Genomic DNA, 17633 nt, shown 5'->3' with positions numbered 1-17633 from the left:
CCCCCGCACCCAGCACCGGCCCCCGCCCCGGCACCCCCGCATCCAGCCCCGGATCCTGTCGCAAGATCGCCTCGTGGAGCGCCGCCAGTTCGGCCCCGGGCACCAGGCCGAGCTCCCCGTCCAGGCGCTGGCGCAACTCCTCGTACGCGGCCAGGGCCTCCGTCTGGCGGCCCGCGCGGTACAGGGCCCGCAGTTGCGCGGCGCGCAGTCGCTCCCGGAGCGGGTGGCGCACGGCCAGGTCGGCCAGGTCCGCGGCGAGCGGTCCGTGGTCGCCGGAGTCCAGGCGGGCCTCGGCCTGGTCCTCCCACGCGGTGAGCCGGTCCTCCTCCAGGCGGCCGATCGCGCCCCGCGCGAACGCGTCGTCGGTGAAGTCGGCGAACGCCTCGCCCCGCCACAGCCCCAGCGCCTCGTCCAGGAGCCGGACCCGCTCCCGGGGCGTGGCCGTGGCCCTGGCCCGCTGGAGGAGCCGTGCGAACCGGCCCGTGTCGACGGCGTCCGCCGCCACCCGCAGCGTGTAGCCGGCGGGCCCGGCCCCGACCAGGGCCCTGCCGCCCGGCTCGGCCCGCTCCAGGGCGCGGCGCAGCTGCGACACCTTGCCCTGGAGGGCGTTCGCGGGGTGGTCGGGCAACTCCTCGCCCCACAGGGCGTCGATCAGCCGGTCCGCGGAGACCGCGTGTCCCGGGTGCACCAGCAAGTGGGCGAGAAGCGCACGGACCTTGGCGCCGGGAACGGCGACCTCCGCACCGTCTGTCGTCCACACGGCCAGCGGACCGAGCACCCCGAATCGCATGCGGTGACGATAACCCGGCAGGTGAGCGCCCTGCCGTCCGCGCCGACAGCGAAGCGACAGCCGACCGGCAGTGAACGGAAAGGCCCCGCGGCCAAGGTGATGACCACAGGCCGGGCGCACCGCACCGGCCGCCGATCCACGGAGGCACACCATGAGCGACACCGCCCGCACCACCGGCGAGAACACCACCACCCCCGAGCCCGTCACCGTCACCGTCATCGGGCTCGGCAACCTCGGGCAGGTCCTCGCCCGCACCTTCCTCGACCAGGGCCACAAGGTCACCGTCTGGAACCGCTCGCAGGACAAGGCGGACGACCTGGTGGCCCGGGGCGCCACCTTGGCGGCCACCCCGGCCGACGCCGTCGCCGCGAGCGACCTGGTCGTCGTCTGCGTACTCGACTACACGACCGTCCGCGCCCTGCTCACGCCGACCGCGGCCGCCCTCGCGGGCCGCGTCGTCGTCAACCTCACCTCCGGCACCCCCGACCCGGCCCGCGAGCTCGGCGCCTGGGTCACCGGGCAGGGCGCCGCGTACGTGGACGGCGCGGTCTACGCGATCCCGCAGACCGTCGGGACACCGGAGGCGTTCGTCCTGTACAGCGGCGACGAGGAGGCCTTCGCGCAGTACCGGACGCTCCTGGAGACGCTGGGCTCGGCGGTGTTCGTCGGCGGTGACTCGGGGCTCGCGCCGGTGTACGACGTGGCGCTGCTCAGCGGCATGTACGGGATGTTCGCCGGGTTCTTCCAGACGGTGGCCGTCGGCCGCGCCGCCGGCATCGAGGCGGGGAAGGCCACCGAGCTGCTGGTGCGCTGGCTCAAGGAGGCCATCGCCGCGCTGCCCGGCTTCGCCGCCGAGATCGACGCCGGGGACTACCGGACCGAGACGTCCAACCTGGACATCAACGCCGTGGGCCTCGCCCACATCCTCACCGCGACCAAGGACCTCGGCGTCGGCGTCGACCTGCTCGCCCCGCTGCACACGCTGTTCGAGCAGCAGGTGTCCGAGGGCCACGGCGCCGAGAGCATGTCCCGCGCGATCGAGTCGCTGCGCTAGGCCTGTCCGACGGGTCGGCGCGGCGTCGCGGGCCCGCTGGACGGGTCGGCCCCGGGGCGGGCGGCACCGCACCCCGGGGCGGCCGGTCCGCCTCGGTGGCGCCCGGATGTCAAGGCTGTGTCAACGTCCTGGTGCGAGCTGCCAAGGAACTGTCAAGGGGCGTATCCGCAGGTCCGGCGAGCGGCTTCGGTGGAGGAGTCACCCGGCACGTGGTGGAGAAGTCACCCAGCACGCCAAGGAGTTGAGGGCCGTGAGCGCTGAGAATGTGGTGGGACTCGTCATCGCCGTCAGCCTGGTCGGCTATCTCGTTCTCGCGCGGCTCTTCCCGGAGAGGTTCTGACACCGGCGCGATGACGCACGTACGACCCGGACAGCTGAAGATCTACCTCGGTGCGGCACCGGGGGTAGGCAAGACCTGCCGCATGCTCGACGAAGGACGGCGACGGGCCGCACACGGCGCCGACGTCGTCGTGGGCCTCGTGGAGTGCCACCGGCGCCCGCACACGGAAGCCCTGCTCAAGGAGGCGAGGGCGGCCGGGCTCGACGTCGTGGAGCGCGCCCGCGTCCACTGCCGCGGCGGCGAGTTCACCGAGCTGGACCTGGACGCGGTGCTCGCCCGCGCCCCGCAGGTCGTGCTCGTCGACGACCTCGCCCACACCAACGCGCCCGGCGACGGCCGCAACCCCAAGCGCTGGCAGGACGTCGACCGGCTGCTCACGGCCGGCATCGACGTCGTCACGACGATCAACATCCAGCACATGGAGTCCCTCAAGGACGTCGTGGAGAAGATCACCGAGGTGCCGCAGGCCGAGACGGTCCCCGACGACGTCGTGCGTCGCGCCCACCAGATCGAGCTCGTCGACATCGACCCGGAGTCGCTGCGCCGCCGCATGGCGCACGGCGACATCCACGCCCCCGAGAAGGTGGACGCGGCCCTCGCCAACTGCTTCCGCACCGGCAACCTGACCGCCCTGCGCCAGCTCGCCCTGCTGTGGGTCGCCGACCGCGTCGACGAGGCCCTCCTCGCGTACCGCTCCGAGCACGGCATCGGCGGCGTCTGGGAGACCCGCGAACGCGTCGTCGTCGGCCTCACCGGCGGCCCCGAGGGCGACACCCTGATCCGCCGCGCCGCCCGCATCGCCGACCGCTCCGTCGGCGGTGAGCTGCTCGCCGTGCACATCGCCCGCAGCGACGGCCTCGCCGCGGGCACCTCGCACGCGTCCCTGACCCGGCAGCGGCGGCTCGCGGAGGACCTGGGCGGCAGCTACCACTCGGTCGTCGGCGACGACGTCGCGACCGCCCTGGTGGAGTTCGCCCGCGCCGAGAACGCCACCCAGCTCGTCCTCGGCTCCAGCCGCCGCGGCCGCGTCGAGCGGTTCCTCACCGGCCGCGGCACCGGCGAGTCCGTCGTCGAGGCGTCCGGCGACATCGATGTCCACACGGTCACCCACGAACGCGCGGGCGCGGGCACGCTGCTGCCGTCCCGCAGACGTACGCTGTCGGGCCCGCGGCGCGTCGGCGGACCCGTCGCCGGGCTGCTCCTTCCGAGCGCGCTCACCTGCCTCCTCGACCTGGACGTGGCGCGCGAGCACCTGAACCTCACCAGCGAGGCGCTGCTGTTCCTGCTGGCCGTCGTGGGCGTGGCCTGCATCGGCGGGGTGCTCTCCGCGGTGGTGGCGTCGGTGACCGCGTCGCTGCTGCTCAACTACTGGTTCATGCCGCCCGTCGGGCACTTCGCGCTGGGCGGTCCGAACAGCATGCTGGCGCTTGTGGTGTTCGCGATCGTCGCTGCCACGGTCGCCGCCGTCGTCGACCGGTCCCTTCGTCTGTCCCGGCGCTCGGCCCGCGCCACCGCCGAGGCCGAGACCATGTCGTCCCTCGCGGGCACCATCGTGCGCGGCGGACAGCCCATTCCCGCCCTGCTCGAACGCGCCCGGGAGGCCTTCGGCGTGGACGACGCCGAGCTGGTGGCGGAGCCGCCCGACGCCTCCGACGCGGCGGTCACCGCCGTACCCGCGGGCGCCGACGCCTACCTCGTGCTGCGCGGCCGTCCGCTGCCCTCCGCCGACCGCCGCGTCCTCGCCGCGTTCGCCGCGCACGTCGGCGCCGCCGTCGAGCGGGCCCGGCTCGCCGAGGCCGCCGCCGAGGTGGAGCCCGTCAAGGCCGCCGACCGGATGCGTACCGCGCTGCTCCGCGCCGTCGGCCACGACCTGCGCACCCCGCTGGCCGCCGCCCTCGCCGCGATCGGCTCGCTGCGCAGCCGCGACCTGGACTTCTCCGAGCACGACCGGGAGGAACTGCTCGCCACCGCCGACGAGTCCATGGCCAGGCTCAACCGCCTCGTCGACAACCTCCTCGACATGAGCCGGCTCCAGGCGGGCGCCCTCAAGCTGGAACTGCGCGACACCGCGCTCGAAGAGGTCCTGCCGCCCGCCCTCGACTCGCTGTCCGACCACTGCCCGGTCGAGACGGGCAGCATGGAGGAGATCCCCGCCGTCCTCGCCGACCCGCCGCTCCTGGAGCGGGTGATAGCCAACCTCGTCGGCAACGCCGCCCGCCACACCCCGGCCGGCGGCAAGGTCCTGATCACCGCGAGCGCCCTGGCGGGCCGGGTGGAACTGCGCGTCGTCGACCGCGGCCCCGGCCTCCCGCCGGCCGACCGCGACCGCGTCTTCGAGCCCTTCCAGCGGCTCGGCGACACCGACAACACCACAGGCCTCGGGCTCGGTCTCGCCCTGTCGCGAGGGCTCGCCGAGGCGATGGACGGCACGCTCACCCCGGAGGACACTCCCGGCGGCGGGCTCACCATGGTCCTGTCCCTGCCGTTCGCGGAACGGGTGCGCGAAGTCAACGGTGCGCGGGGCTCTGGCGTCTGGCATTCTGAGCGCCTTTGAATTGGTGCACATACCAATCAGCCCCGAGCGCAGAGACGAGTTTCATGGCACGCGGCAAGCTTCGGATCTACGTGGGGGCGGCACCGGGCGTCGGCAAGACGTACGCGATGCTGTCCGAGGCGCACCGGCGTATCGAGCGGGGCACCGACTGCGTAGTGGCCTTCGTGGAGCACCACAACCGTCCGCGCACGGAGGTGATGCTGCACGGCCTCGAACTGCTGCCGCGCAAGGATCTGGAGTACCGCGGAGCGACGTTCACGGAGATGGACGTCGACGCCGTCCTCGAACGCGCCCCGACCGTCGCCCTGGTCGACGAGCTGGCGCACACCAACATCCCCGGCTCGCGCAACACCAAGCGCTGGCAGGACGTCGAAGAACTGCTCGGCGCGGGCATCGACGTGGTGTCCACCGTCAACATCCAGCACCTGGAGTCCCTCGGCGACGTCGTCGAGTCGATCACCGGCGTCCGGCAGCGCGAGTGCATCCCCGACGAGGTGGTGCGCCGGGCGGACCAGATCGAGCTGGTCGACATGTCGCCCCAGGCGCTGCGCCGCCGGATGGCGCACGGCAACATCTACCAGGCCGACAAGGTCGACGCGGCCCTGTCCAACTACTTCCGCCCCGGAAACCTCACCGCCCTGCGCGAGCTGGCGCTCCTCTGGGTGGCCGACCGGGTCGACGAATACCTCCAGCAGTACCGCGGCGAGCACAACATCCGCTCCACCTGGCAGGCCCGCGAGCGCATCGTCGTCGGCCTGACCGGCGGACCCGAGGGCCGCTTCCTGCTGCGTCGTGCCGCGCGGCTCGCCGAGAAGGGCGCGGGCGGCGAGGTCCTCGCCGTCTACATCGCCCGCAGCGACGGCCTCACCGCGGCCTCGCCGAAGGAACTCGCGATCCAGCGCACCCTCGTGGAGGACCTGGGCGGCTCCTTCCACCAGGTCATAGGGGAGGACATCACCGCGGCACTCCTGGAGTTCGCGCGCGGCGTCAACGCCACCCAGATCGTCCTCGGCGTCTCCCGCCGCAGGTCCTGGCAGTACCTGTTCGGACCCGGGGTCGGCGCCACCGTCGCCCGCGAGTCCGGGCCCGACCTCGACGTCCACCTGGTCACCCACAACGAGGCGGGCAAGGGACGCAGCCTGTCGGCGACACCGCGCGCGGCCCGCCTCGGCCGCAACCGGATCATCTGGAGCTGGCTGGTCGGCATCGCCGGGCCGATCGTGCTCGCCCTGCTGCTGCGCGGCGTGGCGCCCGACCTCGGCCTCGCCAACGACATGCTGCTGTTCCTGACGCTCACCGTGGCGTCGGCGCTGCTCGGAGGTCTGGTGCCGGCGCTCGCGTCGGCGGCGTTCGGCTCCCTGCTGCTCAACTACTTCTTCACGCCGCCCGTCCACCACATCCTGATCTCCAACCCGAAGAACATCGTCGCCCTCGTGATCTTCGTGGCGGTCGCGGTGTCCGTGGCGTCGGTCGTGGACCTGGCGGCCCGCCGCACCCACCAGGCGGCCCGGCTGCGCGCCGAGTCGGAGATCCTGTCGTACCTGGCGGGCAGCGTGCTGCGCGGCGAGAACAGCCTCGAATCGCTCCTGGAGACCGTCCGCGAGACCTTCGCCATGGAGTCCGTGGCGCTCCTGGAGCGCGAGAGCGACATCGCCCTGTGGACCTGCACGGCCAGTGCCGGGCCCCGCCCGCACGTCGGCCGCCCCGAGGACGCCGACGTCGAGATGCCCGTCGGCGACTACATGTCCCTCGCCCTCACAGGCCGCGTCCTGCCCGCCGAGGACCGCCGCGTCCTCGGCGCCTTCGCCGCGCAGGCCGCCGTGGTCCTGGACCGCCAGCGCCTGCAGTCCCAGGCGCAGGAGGCCCGCGCCCTCGCCGAGGGCAACCGCATCCGCACCGCCCTGCTCGCCGCCGTCAGCCACGACCTGCGCACCCCCCTCGCCGGCATCAAGGCGTCCGTCTCCAGCCTCCGCTCGGACGACATCGAGTGGTCCGAGGAGGACCAGGCGGAACTGCTCGCCGCCATCGAGGCGGGCGCCGACCGCCTCGACCACCTCGTCGGCAACCTCCTGGACATGTCACGGCTCCATACCGACACCGTCATGCCGATGGTCCGCGAGATCGACCTCGACGAGGTCGTCCCGCTGGCCCTCGAAGGGATGGCCTCGTCCGCCGAGCACGTGACCCTCGACATCCCCGAGGACCTGCCCATGGTCGCCGCCGACAAGGGCCTCCTGGAGCGGGCCGTCGCCAACGTCATAGAGAACGCCCTGAAGTACAGCCCCGCGGGCGAGAGCGTCCTGGTCGCCGCGAGCACCATGGCCGACCAGGTGCAGCTACGCGTGGCCGACCGCGGCCCCGGCGTGCCCGACGACGCCAAGGAGCGGATCTTCGAGCCCTTCCAGCGGTACGGCGACTCCCCGCGCGGCGCCGGAGTGGGCCTCGGCCTGGCCGTCGCCCGCGGCTTCACCGAGGCCATGGGCGGCACCCTCAGCGCCGAGGACACCCCCGGCGGCGGGCTCACCATGGTCCTCGCGCTGCGTCTGGTGCCCGGGCGCCCGCAGGTCAGCCCCGACCTGCCCGCGGCCGCCACGTCCTGAGACCGGCGCGAGGCCGCCTCCGGTCGCCGTCCGCCGCCGGGTGACGTACGAAACGTAGGAGACGTACGGGACGCACCGGGCGCGGAACGGAGCAGGGAGGCGGGCGGCGATGGCCGAACTCCTCACGCCGCACGGCGTGGACGTGGCCACGCGCGGCCTCGACCTCGCCGGGGTGTTCGCCGCCGCCCTCCAGGGCGGCGCGATCGCCCGCACCGAACGGCTCGACCTGTTCGGCTTCGTCGCGGTCGGCGTGGTGTCCGGGCTCGGCGGCGGCCTCATCCGCGACACCCTGCTCCAGCACGGGACGCCGGTGGCGCTCACCGACGTCTTCTACCTGCCGACCGCGCTCGCCGGGGCGTTCATCGCCTTCCTGATCCACATCAGCCAGGAGGCCTGGGACCGGCTCTTCACCGCCCTCGACGCGGCCGTGATCGGCTTCTGGGCCGTCGCCGGGGCGCAGAAGACCCTCGCGGCGGGGCTCGGCTGGCTGCCCGCGCTGCTGCTCGGCACCATCACGGCCGTCGGCGGCGGGGCGCTGCGCGACATGATGCTGCGCCGCGTGCCCGCGGTGCTCGGCGGGAACGCGCTGTACGCGTCCGTCGCGGTGGTCGCCGCCGCGATCACGGTCGTGTGCAGTTATGCCGAGCAGCCCACGCTCGGCATCGTGCTCGGCGTGACCGTGGCACTGGTCCTCAGGCTCACCGCGTACAAGCGCGGCTGGGGGCTGCCCAGCGGCCTGGAGTGGCAGCCCAGGTCACGCCTGGCGGGCGCGCTGCGCCGCGGGCGGCGGCGCGAGTCCCGGACGGCGGAGCGCCCGGGCGGGGGACGGGGGAGCGGCCGGGGCGCGAGCGCGGCCCGGCGGCTGCGGTTCCGCGGCGCCCGCCCCGCGCCCGGCACCCTGCGGCGCAAGCCCGCGCCGCCGCACCCGCCCGGCGCCGACGCGGGAGAGGGCCCGCGCGGCGGCGACACGGGCGGGGACGACGCCTTCGGCTCACCGGTCGGCCGCTGACGTCCGGCCCACGGGCGGGGCCTCGGTGCCGCGCGGCCCGGCGCTACTTGCTCCGCAGCCTCCCGAGCGGCTCAGGGTCCTCCTCCAGGGCGGTGGCCGCCGCCTTCCAGGCCGTGTCGTCGGCGGTGAGGGCACTGCGCAGATAGGCCGTGCTGAGCCGCTGGATCAGGGCGACGCGCGCGGGGGACTCGTCCGTCGTCTCGGCGACCTCGTGGCCGGGGATGCCGCCGAGCGAGTGCTCCGCGCCGAACAGCGTGAGCAGGCTCTTGGGGCCCGGGCTGTGGACGTAGGGGTCGGTGAACCAGTCCGGTCCGCGCGTGGACAGGTGGGACCGGTCACTGTCCCCGGCGACGATGAGCGCCGGGGTCGTCATGGCGGCGAAGGACGGCCGCAGGAACGGGAGGTGCTCGACGGCGAACGGGGTGAGGTCGTCGCCCAGGCCGGTCAGGGCGAACAGGACGCCCGCCTTGACGCGGGGGTCGGACAGGTCCTCGCCGGGGGCGCCGTCGGCGTCGAGGACCCGCGCGCCGAGCAGCGTGCTCGCGGTCTGCGCTCCCCAGGAGTGCCCGGCCACGGCGACGCGGTCGCGGTCGACCCGCCCGCTCAGGCCGGGCACGGCGGCCTCCAGGACGTCGAGGTCGTCGAGGACGCGCGTGAGGTCATGGACGCGGATGCGCCAGATCTTGGGCGTACGCGGGTCGTCGGCGGGGATGCCGAGCGTCCGGGAGTCCAGGTGGGTGGGCTGGACGACCACGAAGCCCTGCGCGGCCCAGTGGTCCGCCAGCGGGGCGTAGCCGTCCATCGACCAGCCGAAGCCGTGCGAGAAGACGACGACGGGCAGGCCGGTGCCGGTGGCGGGGGCGGACACGCGGACGTGGAGGTCCGTGCCGCGGCCCGGGTCGGGCATGACGACGGGCTTCGCGGAGACGACCGTGGCGGGCGCGTCCGCGGACTGCTGCGGGAGCGTGACGGCGGATTCGGACATGGAGGTGCCTTCCCTGGGGCTGCTGCGATGTCTGGTCGCGGCGGGTCCGGCGGTCGGCCGGGGCGCCGCGGGCAGGGCGGGGGCGAGCGGCGGACAGCACGGACGAGCTGGTCGCGGTGCCCCCGGTCTGCCATCATGAGCAAAACGGAACGTTGCTCCGCCGACGATACGGAACGCGGTTCCGTTTTACAACCCCCGGGCGCCGGTCCCCTGGCCCGGGGTGCTCGTGGCGCGGTCAGGAGCGCCCCCTCAGGAAAGGAACGTCGCGGTGAACGACAGTGCCCCTGGTGCGGACGGCACTCCCGGCACGGGCAGCGCCGCCGGGTCCCGGCGCAAGGACGTCCGGCGCAACCAGCAGACCCTCCTCGACGCGGCCGCGGCCGTCTTCGTGACCTCGGGCGTGGAGGCGCCGGTACGGGACATCGCGGCCGAGGCGGGCGTCGGCGTCGGCACGGTCTACCGCCACTTCCCCACCCGCGCCGACCTCGTCATCGCCGTCTACCGCCACCAGGTCGACGCCTGCGCCGAGGCCGGCCCCGCCCTCCTCGCGGCGGAGGTGTCACCGCACGCCGCCCTCGAACGGTGGGTCGGCCTCTTCGTCGACTTCCTGGTCACCAAGCACGGCCTGGCCGCCGCGATGCAGTCCGACGACGCGGGCTTCGAGGCGCTGCACGCCTACTTCCTCGACCGCCTCGTACCGGTGTGCGCCCAGCTCCTCGAAGCCGCTGTCGCCGCGGGCGAGATCCGCTCCGACGTCACCGCGTACCCACTCATGCGCGGCATCGGGAACCTCTGCATCGGCGCCGAGACCGACTCCCGCTACGACGCCCGCCACCTGGTCGCGCTGCTCGTCGCGGGACTGCGCAAGGACTGACGGCGGCGGCGCGGGCCGGTCGCGCGAGGCGCGGGGCTCACGCGGAGCGCGGAGTCCGCCCGAGCCGCACGGCTCAGCCGAGACGCACGGTGATCTTCTGTGTGGCGCCCTTCGCCGGGCCGAGGTCGGCGAACGTGAGCTTCAGGGACGCGCCCGTCGTGGCCGACGTGACCGTGGCGGGCTTCGCGGTGACCGCGGCGACCGGCCGGTCCCAGGTGACCGTCAGGCCCGCACGCGCCGCCCGGGTCGGGTCGCTGACGCACACCACCGCCGTCCCGTCCGGCCGTTCGCCGACCAGCACCGCGCAGGCCGCGCTCGCGGTGAGCGCCCCGGCCGTGCCGCCCGACCAGAACGTCACGCCGGTGAAGCCGAGCGAGGGCACGCTGACGCCCTGCCGGGTCCCGGAGTTGGCGAGGATCCGCAGCCAGCCGGTGGCCGCGGCCCGCTCGGCCGTGCGGGCCGCGCTCGCGCCGGGCAGCAGGACGTACGCGTACGTCGCGTCCGTGGGGTCGGTGCCGTGGTCGACGTACAGCGTCAGGTAGGTGCGGGTCAACGGGGTGGTGGCGCCGCCCTTGTTGATGTCGCTCCACTTGCCGGTGCGCCGCTCGCGACGGGCCCGGACGGTGGCGCCGCCGGGGAAGACGTAGCCGCCGTGGCCGCCGATGTGCGCCCATCGGGCGCCGGTGAGCGTCTGTGACCAGGGCGTGGTGGTGGGCTTGGTGGCGCCGTCGGCCTGGAACGGGGCGCCTCCGGTCGGGCCGAGGTTGCGGTTCTCCACGGTGGACTCCACGACCGCGCCGTCCGCGCAGGTGATGCCCGCGCCCAGGCATACGATCGCGTCGTCCAGGCAGAACCACGCCTTGCGGGCCGACAGCGTGCTCTGCAATCCCTTCACGTGCTGCCCGAGGACAGCCCGTTGGCCGTCGGTGGCGCCGCCGACCCAGCTCACGTCCGGCCGCGCCGCGCCCCAGTCGCCGCCCGCCCCGTCCGCGAGGACCTTGCGGGACGCGGTGACGCCGGGCAGCCGGTAGGGGTCGACGGTGGGCCAGAAGGCGTCGCTGTACTGGCCGTTGGCGTAAGCGTCGCCCCACCAGGCGAGCATGCCCGAGCCCGTGTGCCAGCCGCGCAGGTTCTCGCCGTTGCCGGTCTCGTAGTACGTGATGCGGGCGTCGGCCATGCTGATCGACGCGGCCCAGCCGGGGCGGCGGTGTGTGGCCCGCGCCATGTTGGTGAACAGGCGGTGCCCGGTGGGCTCGGGCACGGGCGTGACGGTGGTGTCGTCCTGGACGGCCTTGAGCCGGGCCAGGTGGGCGAGGCTCAACTGGGGGTCGCTGAGCGGCGGGCTGTAGTAGTCGCGGCGCATCCAGCCCTTCACCAGGCCCCGCCAGCGGGCGTTCTCGGCCGCCGACGCGCCCTGGCCGAGCAGCGCGATGGACGCCATGATCGGGTGGCCGCGCAGGTGGTCGTCGGCCTGCACCTGCTTCGCGTCGGAGGCGGCGATGCCGCGGCTGATGGCGCGGCCCGCGACGCAGTCCATGACCAGGCCGTTGTAGAGGAACGGCGCCCACGCCTTCTCCACGGCGTCGAAGACGATCTGCCTGCCGCTGTCCGTCACCTCCCACGGCGACCCGTCGAGCAGCGCGAACAGCAGGCCGAGCCCGCCGAGCAGCACGGACCCGTACGAGCCGGTGTACGGCACGGTGGTGTGCTGGATGAACGAGCCGTCCGTGTACAGGCCGTCGCCGCTGGTCACGTACGGGAAGACGGGCGAGAGGGCGTCCCGTGCCAGCGCGACCTTCGCCTCGTTCGCGCCGACGACGCCGCGCAGCGCGAGGACCCGGCACAGGTCCACGCGGTTGGCTCCGGTGCTGGTGCCGGTGTACTGCGCGACGGCGGAGTCCGGGACGAAGTGGTCGACAGCCGCGCAGTAGCGGGCGAGTCGGTCGGCGGACAGCGCGTCGTACATCAGGACGCAGGTGTCAAGGAGTGCCTGCGGGGCGCCGATCTGCCAGCTCCACCAGTTGCCGAAGCGCTTCTGCCGCTCGTTGTAGACCTGCCCGTTGAGGTGGTCGAGGCCGGTCACGACCGCCGTCCTGAGCGCGGCGTCCCCGGTGAGTCCGGTGCCCTGCTGGCTGTACGCCTGGGCCATCGTGGCGAGCCGCGTGCAACTGGTCACGAGGTTCGCGGAGTAGCCGAACGACTCCTGGTCGGTGTCCGGTTCGGGGTCGGCGTACGAGGCGTCGGGCCACAGCGAGCCGTCCGCCGGAGCCATGGTGTCCTTCAACTGCCGCGCTGACGTGCCGAGTTGGGCGAGGCGGCTCTTGAAAGGCTCGGCGGTCGGGCTGAATCCCGCACCCAGGATCAGGGTGCGCCACTTGGCACGCAGAGCGGCGAACGCGTCGGCGGTGGCCTCGGTGGCCGGGCCCGAGGCCGCGGTGCCCGAGGCCGCGGTGTCGCGGGCACCTGCCGGGAGCGCGGCGGCGGGTGTGGCGAGTGAGAGCGCCGAGGTGCCGGTGGTCAGGAGGAAGGCGCGGCGGGGCCAAGGGGTGGGCATGCGGGGGCTCCAGGGGGACCAGAGGGCCAAGGGGGGCGGGAGGCCGGGAGGGCGCGGGCGGGTGCCGGGGGTGCGGGCGGCCGAGGTGCGGACAACCACCGTTCAGTAAGCGCTTTCTAGCATGTGCGCGCCAACCGGCTCAATGGGTCTGACACAAGGATTCGACCGGGCGGACCCGGGGTGAGGCCGGGTCCGCCCGACGTCCGGGCCGGGCTCAGGGCGCCGCGTCGGCCTCCACGGGCGGCGCCGTGCTGCTGGTGATCCGGGGGACCGACGCCACCGTCGGTGCGGTGACTTCGCGCGGCGCGTCGTCGTCCCGCGCCCCGGCCGCGGCCTGCGGCTCCGCGCTCGCGGACGGGGCCGCCGTCGGCTGCGGCTGCTGGTTCGCGGCCCGCTCCAGGAAGCGGAGGAGTTCGACGGGGAAGGGCAGGACCAGGGTCGAGTTCTTCTCGGCGGCGACGGCCACGACGGTCTGCAGGAGCCGCAGTTGCAGGGCGGCGGGCTGTTCGGACATCTCCTTGGCGGCCTCGGCGAGTTTCTTGGAGGCCTGCAGCTCGGCGTCGGCGTTGATGACGCGGGCGCGCCGCTCGCGGTCGGCCTCGGCCTGCCGGGCCATCGACCGCTTCATCGTCTCCGGCAGGGACACGTCCTTGATCTCGACGCGGTCGATCTGCACGCCCCAGCCGATCGCCGGGCTGTCGAGCATCAGCTCCAGGCCTTGGTTGAGCTTCTCGCGGTTGGACAGCAGGTCGTCCAGATCGCTCTTGCCGATGATGGACCGCAGCGACGTCTGCGCCATCTGCGACACCGCGAAGCGGTAGTCCTCGACCCGCACGATCGCGTGCGAGGCGTCGACCACCTTGAAGTACACGACGGCGTCGACGCGCACCGTGACGTTGTCGCGCGTGATGCCCTCCTGCGCGGGCACGGGCATCGTCACGATCTGCATGTTGACCTTACGCATCCGGTCGACGCCCGGCACGATCATGGTGAAGCCGGGCGCGCGCGGCGCCCCGGACAGCCGCCCGAGACGGAACACGACACCGCGTTCGTACTGCTTGACGACGCGGGCCGCCGACACCACGTACACGAAACCGGCGGAGAGTGTGACCGCGCCGGCCGCGAGGAGTTCCTGCACCATGACGACCCCCTGTCGCTCCGAGCCGTCCGTCAATCAACGATACGCCCGGACGACGGGCCGCGGCGAGCCCCTGGGCGCGGGTCAGCGGCCCCCGGGCCGCGACGCGTACAGGCGCGTGTAGTAGCGGCCCGCGGACTCCAGACCGGTGGTGTCGTCGCCCGCCGCCCGCACCCGCGCGACGGCGTCGTCCTGCTCCTCGGGGCCGGTGAACAGGCGCTGCGGGTAGAGCCGGTCGGGGTCCGTCGTGGTGACGAGGCCGTGCGCGGCGAGGCTCCGCGCGATGCGGTCGTAGGGGACGGTCCGCAGCACGAACGCGTCGACCCACAGGGGCAGGCGGGCGGCGCCGAGCAGGGCGTCGAAGGTGCGGTGCGTGACGTAGCCGATGCCGCCGGTGACGGTGATCAGGCCGACGCCCGCCATGGCCCGCGCGAGGCCCGGGCTGGGCGGCACGTGTTCCAGGTTCTCCGCGTACGCCTCGTCGAGCAGGCCGACGGCCAGGGCGTAGGCGGTGGCGTTGGCGGCGGTGTCCACGCCGACCAGGCGGACCGCGTCCGGGCGGCGCCTGGCGGCGTAGAACTCCTTGTCCAGGTCGACGAGTTCGCTGGTGGTGAGGTCCGTGGTGGCCTCCCCCGCGTAGTGCGTGTACAGGTCGGCGAGCGTCAGGTCGTGGTTGAGCAGCGCGGCGTTCAGACCGTAGGAGCAGCACAGGTCGAGGACCGTGGGGTCGCCGTCGGGGCCGGGCGGCGCGGCCCTGCGCCGGTCGGCGAGCGTGCGGCGGAAGACGCCCTGGGCGTGGTGCGGGATCTCGTAGTCGTACGGGGCGAGGCGGCGGAAGTACGCCCGTGGGTCGGGCCGGTCGTAGATGTCGTCGAACCGGGTCTTGCCCGCCATGGCGCCGGCCGTGGGGTCATCGGGCCCCGGCTGCCTGTGTGCGCCCATGGTGCACCTCCGTGAAGTGGGTTCGGGTGTGCGGCAGCTGAAGCTGTACCCGAGGGCTCGACGGGCCCGGTAGGCCATGAGGCGGTTCCTGGCCACGCCGCTCACTAAGCTGTGCCGGTGTTCACCTCCCAGGGCCCCTCGCTGCGCGAACTGGCCGTCCAGGCGCTGTCCTCCACGGAGCACGGCTACGACCTGCTGGCTCCCAAGTTCGATCACACGCCCTTCCGCACGCCCGAGCGCATCCTCGACGCCTGTGCCGAGGCGCTGCGGCCACTTGGCCCGTTCGCCACGGGTCTCGACGTGTGCTGCGGCACCGGGGCCGGGGTGGACCTCCTGCGGCCCATGTGCCGGGAGCATGTGACCGGCGTCGACTTCAGCTCCGGGATGCTGGCGCGGGCGCGGGCCGCGCTCGCCGCCGAGGACGGGCCGGGACAGACGGGCCCGGCGGTCCACTGGGTGCGGGCGGACGCCCGCGCGCTGCCCTTCGCCGGGGGCTTCGACGTGGCCGTCAGCTTCGGGGCGTTCGGGCACTTCCTGCCCGTCGAGCGGCCGGGTCTCTTCGCCCAGGTGCACCGGGCGCTGCGCCCCGGAGGCCTGTTCGCTTTCCCCATCGGCGCGCCACAGCCACTCACGTCACCATGGTACTGGGGCATGCTCGGCTTCGACCTGGCGATGCGGGCCCGCAACGCGCTGCGGCAGCCGCCCTTCGTCATGTACTACCGCACGTTTCCGCTGCCCGGGGTGCGGGCCGACCTGGAGGGGGCCGGGTTCACGGTGGGGTTGCGGCCGCTGGAGGAGTTCGGCCGCAGGGACGACGGGAGCCCGCACTGGCGCCTCGTGGTGGCGCGCAAGGCGGCGTGAGGGGCGGCTCGCGCGTGCCCCGGGCCGCCGTCGTGGTGGACCGGGTCAGTGCCTCGCGCTGCTGAACGCCCGCCGGTAGGCCTGCGGGCTGACCCCCGCGACCCGCTTGAAGCGGTCACGGAACGCGGTCGGCGAGCCGAAGCCGACCTGCGCGGCGATCCGCTCCACCGGGTGCTCCGTGGTCTCCAGGAGGTGCTGGGCCTGGCGGACCCGTGCCCGGTGCAGCCACTGCAGCGGCGTCGTGCCGGTCTGCTCGCGGAACCGGCGCAGGAGCGTGCGGCTGCTCAGGCCCGCGTGGTCGGCGATGTCGTCCAGGGTGAGGTCGCGCGCCGCGTTCTCGTCGAGCCAGCGAAGCAGTGGTTCGAGGGCGCGGCCGCGGGGCATCGCCGGGGGCTGGTTGACGATGAACTGGGCCTGGCCGCCCTCCCGTTCGAGCGGCATCACCGACAGGCGCGCGGAGTCCGCGGCGACCGCCGAGCCGTAGTCGCGCCGCACCAGGTGCAGGCTCAGGTCCATCCCGGCGGCGGCTCCCGCGGACGTGAGGATCTGGCCGTTGTCGACGTACAGGACGTCCGGGTCGACGTCGATCTCCGGGTAGGCCGCGGCGAGGTGGTCGGTCGCGAACCAGTGCGTGGTGGCCCGCAGCCCGTCGAGCAGCCCCGCCTGCGCGAGCACGAACGTGCCCACGCAGATGGACGCGATGCGGGTGCCCGCGTCGGCCGCTTCGCGGAGCGCCGCCAGGGTCTTCTCCGGCACCGGCGCGGTCGGGTCGTGGGTGCCCGGCACGACGATGGTGTCCGCGCCCACGAGCCCGCTCAGGTCGTGGTGCGCCCGGAGCGAGAACGCGCGCGCGTCGACCTCGGGCTCGGCCGCGCACACCCGCACCCGGTAGGCAGGCCGCTCGCCGGGCAGCCGGGTCCTGCTGAACACGTCCAGAGGCATCGCCAGGTCGGAGGGGATGACGTCGTCGAGGGCGAGGAAGGCGACGGTGTGCATGGCGGCAACGTACGACATCACCGAACTCCCGCCAACCACCGCTCACGGCACCCGCCCGGCCGACGGAACCTCCGCAAGGCGCCTACGACCTGCGCTGACGGTCGACGAGCAGGCGTCCACGGCCGGACGCCGCCTTGGCGATATCCCGTTGAAAGCTGTCATTGCGGCCACTGTCGGCGGGGGAGCGGCGCTGACTAGCCTCGACGGCGGGAACAGCACGGGAACACCACCGGGCCCCGCCGGGGCCGCGGTCCCCGCCAGGAAACGGAACCTCGCATGCACGTTCAAGCAGTCCTCTTCGACGGCTTCGACCCGCTCGACGTCCTCGGCCCGCTGGAGATCCTGTACGCCGGGGGCATCGCCACGAACGGCGGGATCACCGTCGAACTGGTCTCGGCGGAAGGCGCCCGCGACGTCCCGAGCGGCCTTGACCTCGTCACCCTCCGGGCCACGACCCGGCTCGACCCCGAGCGCGACGGCCTGATCCTGGTGCCGGGCGCCGCCGGAGCCACCGAGCAGGGCGACCCCGAGGACGACAGCATCCCCTCCCGCATCGCCCGCACCCAGCGCACCGACCTGCCCGCACTCCTGTCGGCCGCCATGGAGCGCCCCGGCGTGACCATGACGACCGTGTGCGGCGGCTCCCTGCTCCTCGCGATGTCCGGGCTCCTCAAGGGCAGGTACGCCACCGGCCACCACGACGCGCTCGACGTCCTGTGGGGCCTCGGGGCGACCGTGGTGCGGGCCCGGGTCGTCGACGACGGCGACCTGGTCAGCGGCGCCGGGGTGACATCGGGCCTGGACCTCGGACTGCACCTCCTGGAGCGTGAGTTCGGGCCGCGTGTGGCCCATGTGGTCGAGGAGATGTTCGCGCACGAGCGGCGCGGGGTCGTGTGGCGCGCGACCGGCGCGGAGCCCGCACACATCTGACCCCGC

General features: G+C 73.9%; 14 protein-coding genes. 8 read left to right on the top strand and 6 right to left on the bottom strand.

Annotated features, from left to right (window positions below; genetic code table 11):
- Positions 1 to 790, bottom strand: a 790-nt coding sequence (locus tag OO63_RS05940) for an AfsR/SARP family transcriptional regulator (protein ID WP_030358261.1), incomplete at its 3' end; no start/stop codon positions are given.
- A 151-nt stretch (positions 791 to 941) separates the two neighbouring features.
- On the opposite strand from OO63_RS05940, the gene OO63_RS05935 reads away from it, so the two are divergent.
- From OO63_RS05935 to OO63_RS05915, 5 genes are all read left to right on the top strand, one after another.
- Positions 942 to 1844 carry an NAD(P)-dependent oxidoreductase gene (locus OO63_RS05935; RefSeq protein ID WP_030358260.1) on the top strand — a complete coding sequence of 301 codons (903 nt, stop codon included), beginning with the start codon at positions 942 to 944 and terminating at the stop codon, positions 1842 to 1844.
- 250 nt (positions 1845 to 2094) lie between these two features.
- The gene (kdpF, locus tag OO63_RS42815) at positions 2095 to 2184 is read left to right on the top strand and encodes a K(+)-transporting ATPase subunit F (RefSeq protein WP_033263837.1); all 90 of its coding nucleotides are present in this window, start codon (positions 2095 to 2097) and stop codon (positions 2182 to 2184) included.
- 10 nt (positions 2185 to 2194) lie between these two features.
- Entirely contained in the window at positions 2195 to 4738 is a 2544-nt protein-coding gene (locus OO63_RS05925; protein ID WP_030358259.1) for an ATP-binding protein, read from the top strand.
- Between the two features lie 44 nt (positions 4739 to 4782).
- The gene (locus OO63_RS05920; RefSeq protein ID WP_030358258.1) at positions 4783 to 7338 is read left to right on the top strand and encodes a sensor histidine kinase; all 2556 of its coding nucleotides are present in this window, start codon (positions 4783 to 4785) and stop codon (positions 7336 to 7338) included.
- A 109-nt stretch (positions 7339 to 7447) separates the two neighbouring features.
- Complete coding sequence (locus tag OO63_RS05915) at positions 7448 to 8347, top strand: trimeric intracellular cation channel family protein (RefSeq protein WP_078618959.1); 900 nt, start codon at positions 7448 to 7450, stop codon at positions 8345 to 8347.
- 43 nt (positions 8348 to 8390) lie between these two features.
- Here OO63_RS05915 and OO63_RS05910 read toward each other — a convergent pair whose 3' ends face one another.
- Positions 8391 to 9332 (bottom strand): alpha/beta hydrolase family protein, encoded by a 942-nt coding sequence (locus tag OO63_RS05910; protein WP_030358256.1) that lies wholly within the window; start codon positions 9330 to 9332, stop codon positions 8391 to 8393.
- Positions 9333 to 9600: 268 nt separating this feature from the next.
- Between OO63_RS05910 and OO63_RS05905 the strand changes: the two genes are divergently transcribed.
- Positions 9601 to 10206, top strand: a complete 606-nt coding sequence (locus tag OO63_RS05905) for a TetR/AcrR family transcriptional regulator (RefSeq protein WP_030358255.1) — start codon at positions 9601 to 9603, stop codon at positions 10204 to 10206.
- Between the two features lie 73 nt (positions 10207 to 10279).
- Here OO63_RS05905 and OO63_RS05900 read toward each other — a convergent pair whose 3' ends face one another.
- The 3 genes from OO63_RS05900 to OO63_RS05890 all read right to left on the bottom strand — a co-directional run bounded on the left by OO63_RS05900 (position 10280) and on the right by OO63_RS05890 (position 14840).
- The gene (locus tag OO63_RS05900; protein ID WP_030358254.1) at positions 10280 to 12760 is read right to left on the bottom strand and encodes a polysaccharide lyase 8 family protein; all 2481 of its coding nucleotides are present in this window, start codon (positions 12758 to 12760) and stop codon (positions 10280 to 10282) included.
- 214 nt (positions 12761 to 12974) lie between these two features.
- Positions 12975 to 13901, bottom strand: coding sequence for a slipin family protein (locus OO63_RS05895; RefSeq protein WP_033263836.1), 927 nt, complete (start codon positions 13899 to 13901; stop codon positions 12975 to 12977).
- An 81-nt stretch (positions 13902 to 13982) separates the two neighbouring features.
- Positions 13983 to 14840 (bottom strand): hypothetical protein, encoded by an 858-nt coding sequence (locus OO63_RS05890; protein ID WP_030358252.1) that lies wholly within the window; start codon positions 14838 to 14840, stop codon positions 13983 to 13985.
- A 117-nt stretch (positions 14841 to 14957) separates the two neighbouring features.
- Between OO63_RS05890 and OO63_RS05885 the strand changes: the two genes are divergently transcribed.
- Positions 14958 to 15701, top strand: a complete 744-nt coding sequence (locus OO63_RS05885) for a class I SAM-dependent methyltransferase (RefSeq protein ID WP_030358251.1) — start codon at positions 14958 to 14960, stop codon at positions 15699 to 15701.
- Positions 15702 to 15746: 45 nt separating this feature from the next.
- Here the strand turns inward: OO63_RS05885 and OO63_RS05880 are convergent, their stop codons facing one another.
- Positions 15747 to 16697 (bottom strand): GlxA family transcriptional regulator, encoded by a 951-nt coding sequence (locus tag OO63_RS05880; protein WP_030358250.1) that lies wholly within the window; start codon positions 16695 to 16697, stop codon positions 15747 to 15749.
- 276 nt (positions 16698 to 16973) lie between these two features.
- Here OO63_RS05880 and OO63_RS05875 point away from each other — a divergent pair, with 276 nt between their 5' ends.
- Positions 16974 to 17627 carry a DJ-1/PfpI family protein gene (locus tag OO63_RS05875; RefSeq protein WP_030358249.1) on the top strand — a complete coding sequence of 218 codons (654 nt, stop codon included), beginning with the start codon at positions 16974 to 16976 and terminating at the stop codon, positions 17625 to 17627.
- The last annotated feature ends 6 nt before the right edge of the window (positions 17628 to 17633 follow it).

Source organism: Streptomyces alboflavus, assembly GCF_000716675.1.
GTDB lineage: Bacteria > Actinomycetota > Actinomycetes > Streptomycetales > Streptomycetaceae > Streptomyces > Streptomyces alboflavus.
This window is presented reverse-complemented; position numbering and strand designations above follow the sequence as displayed.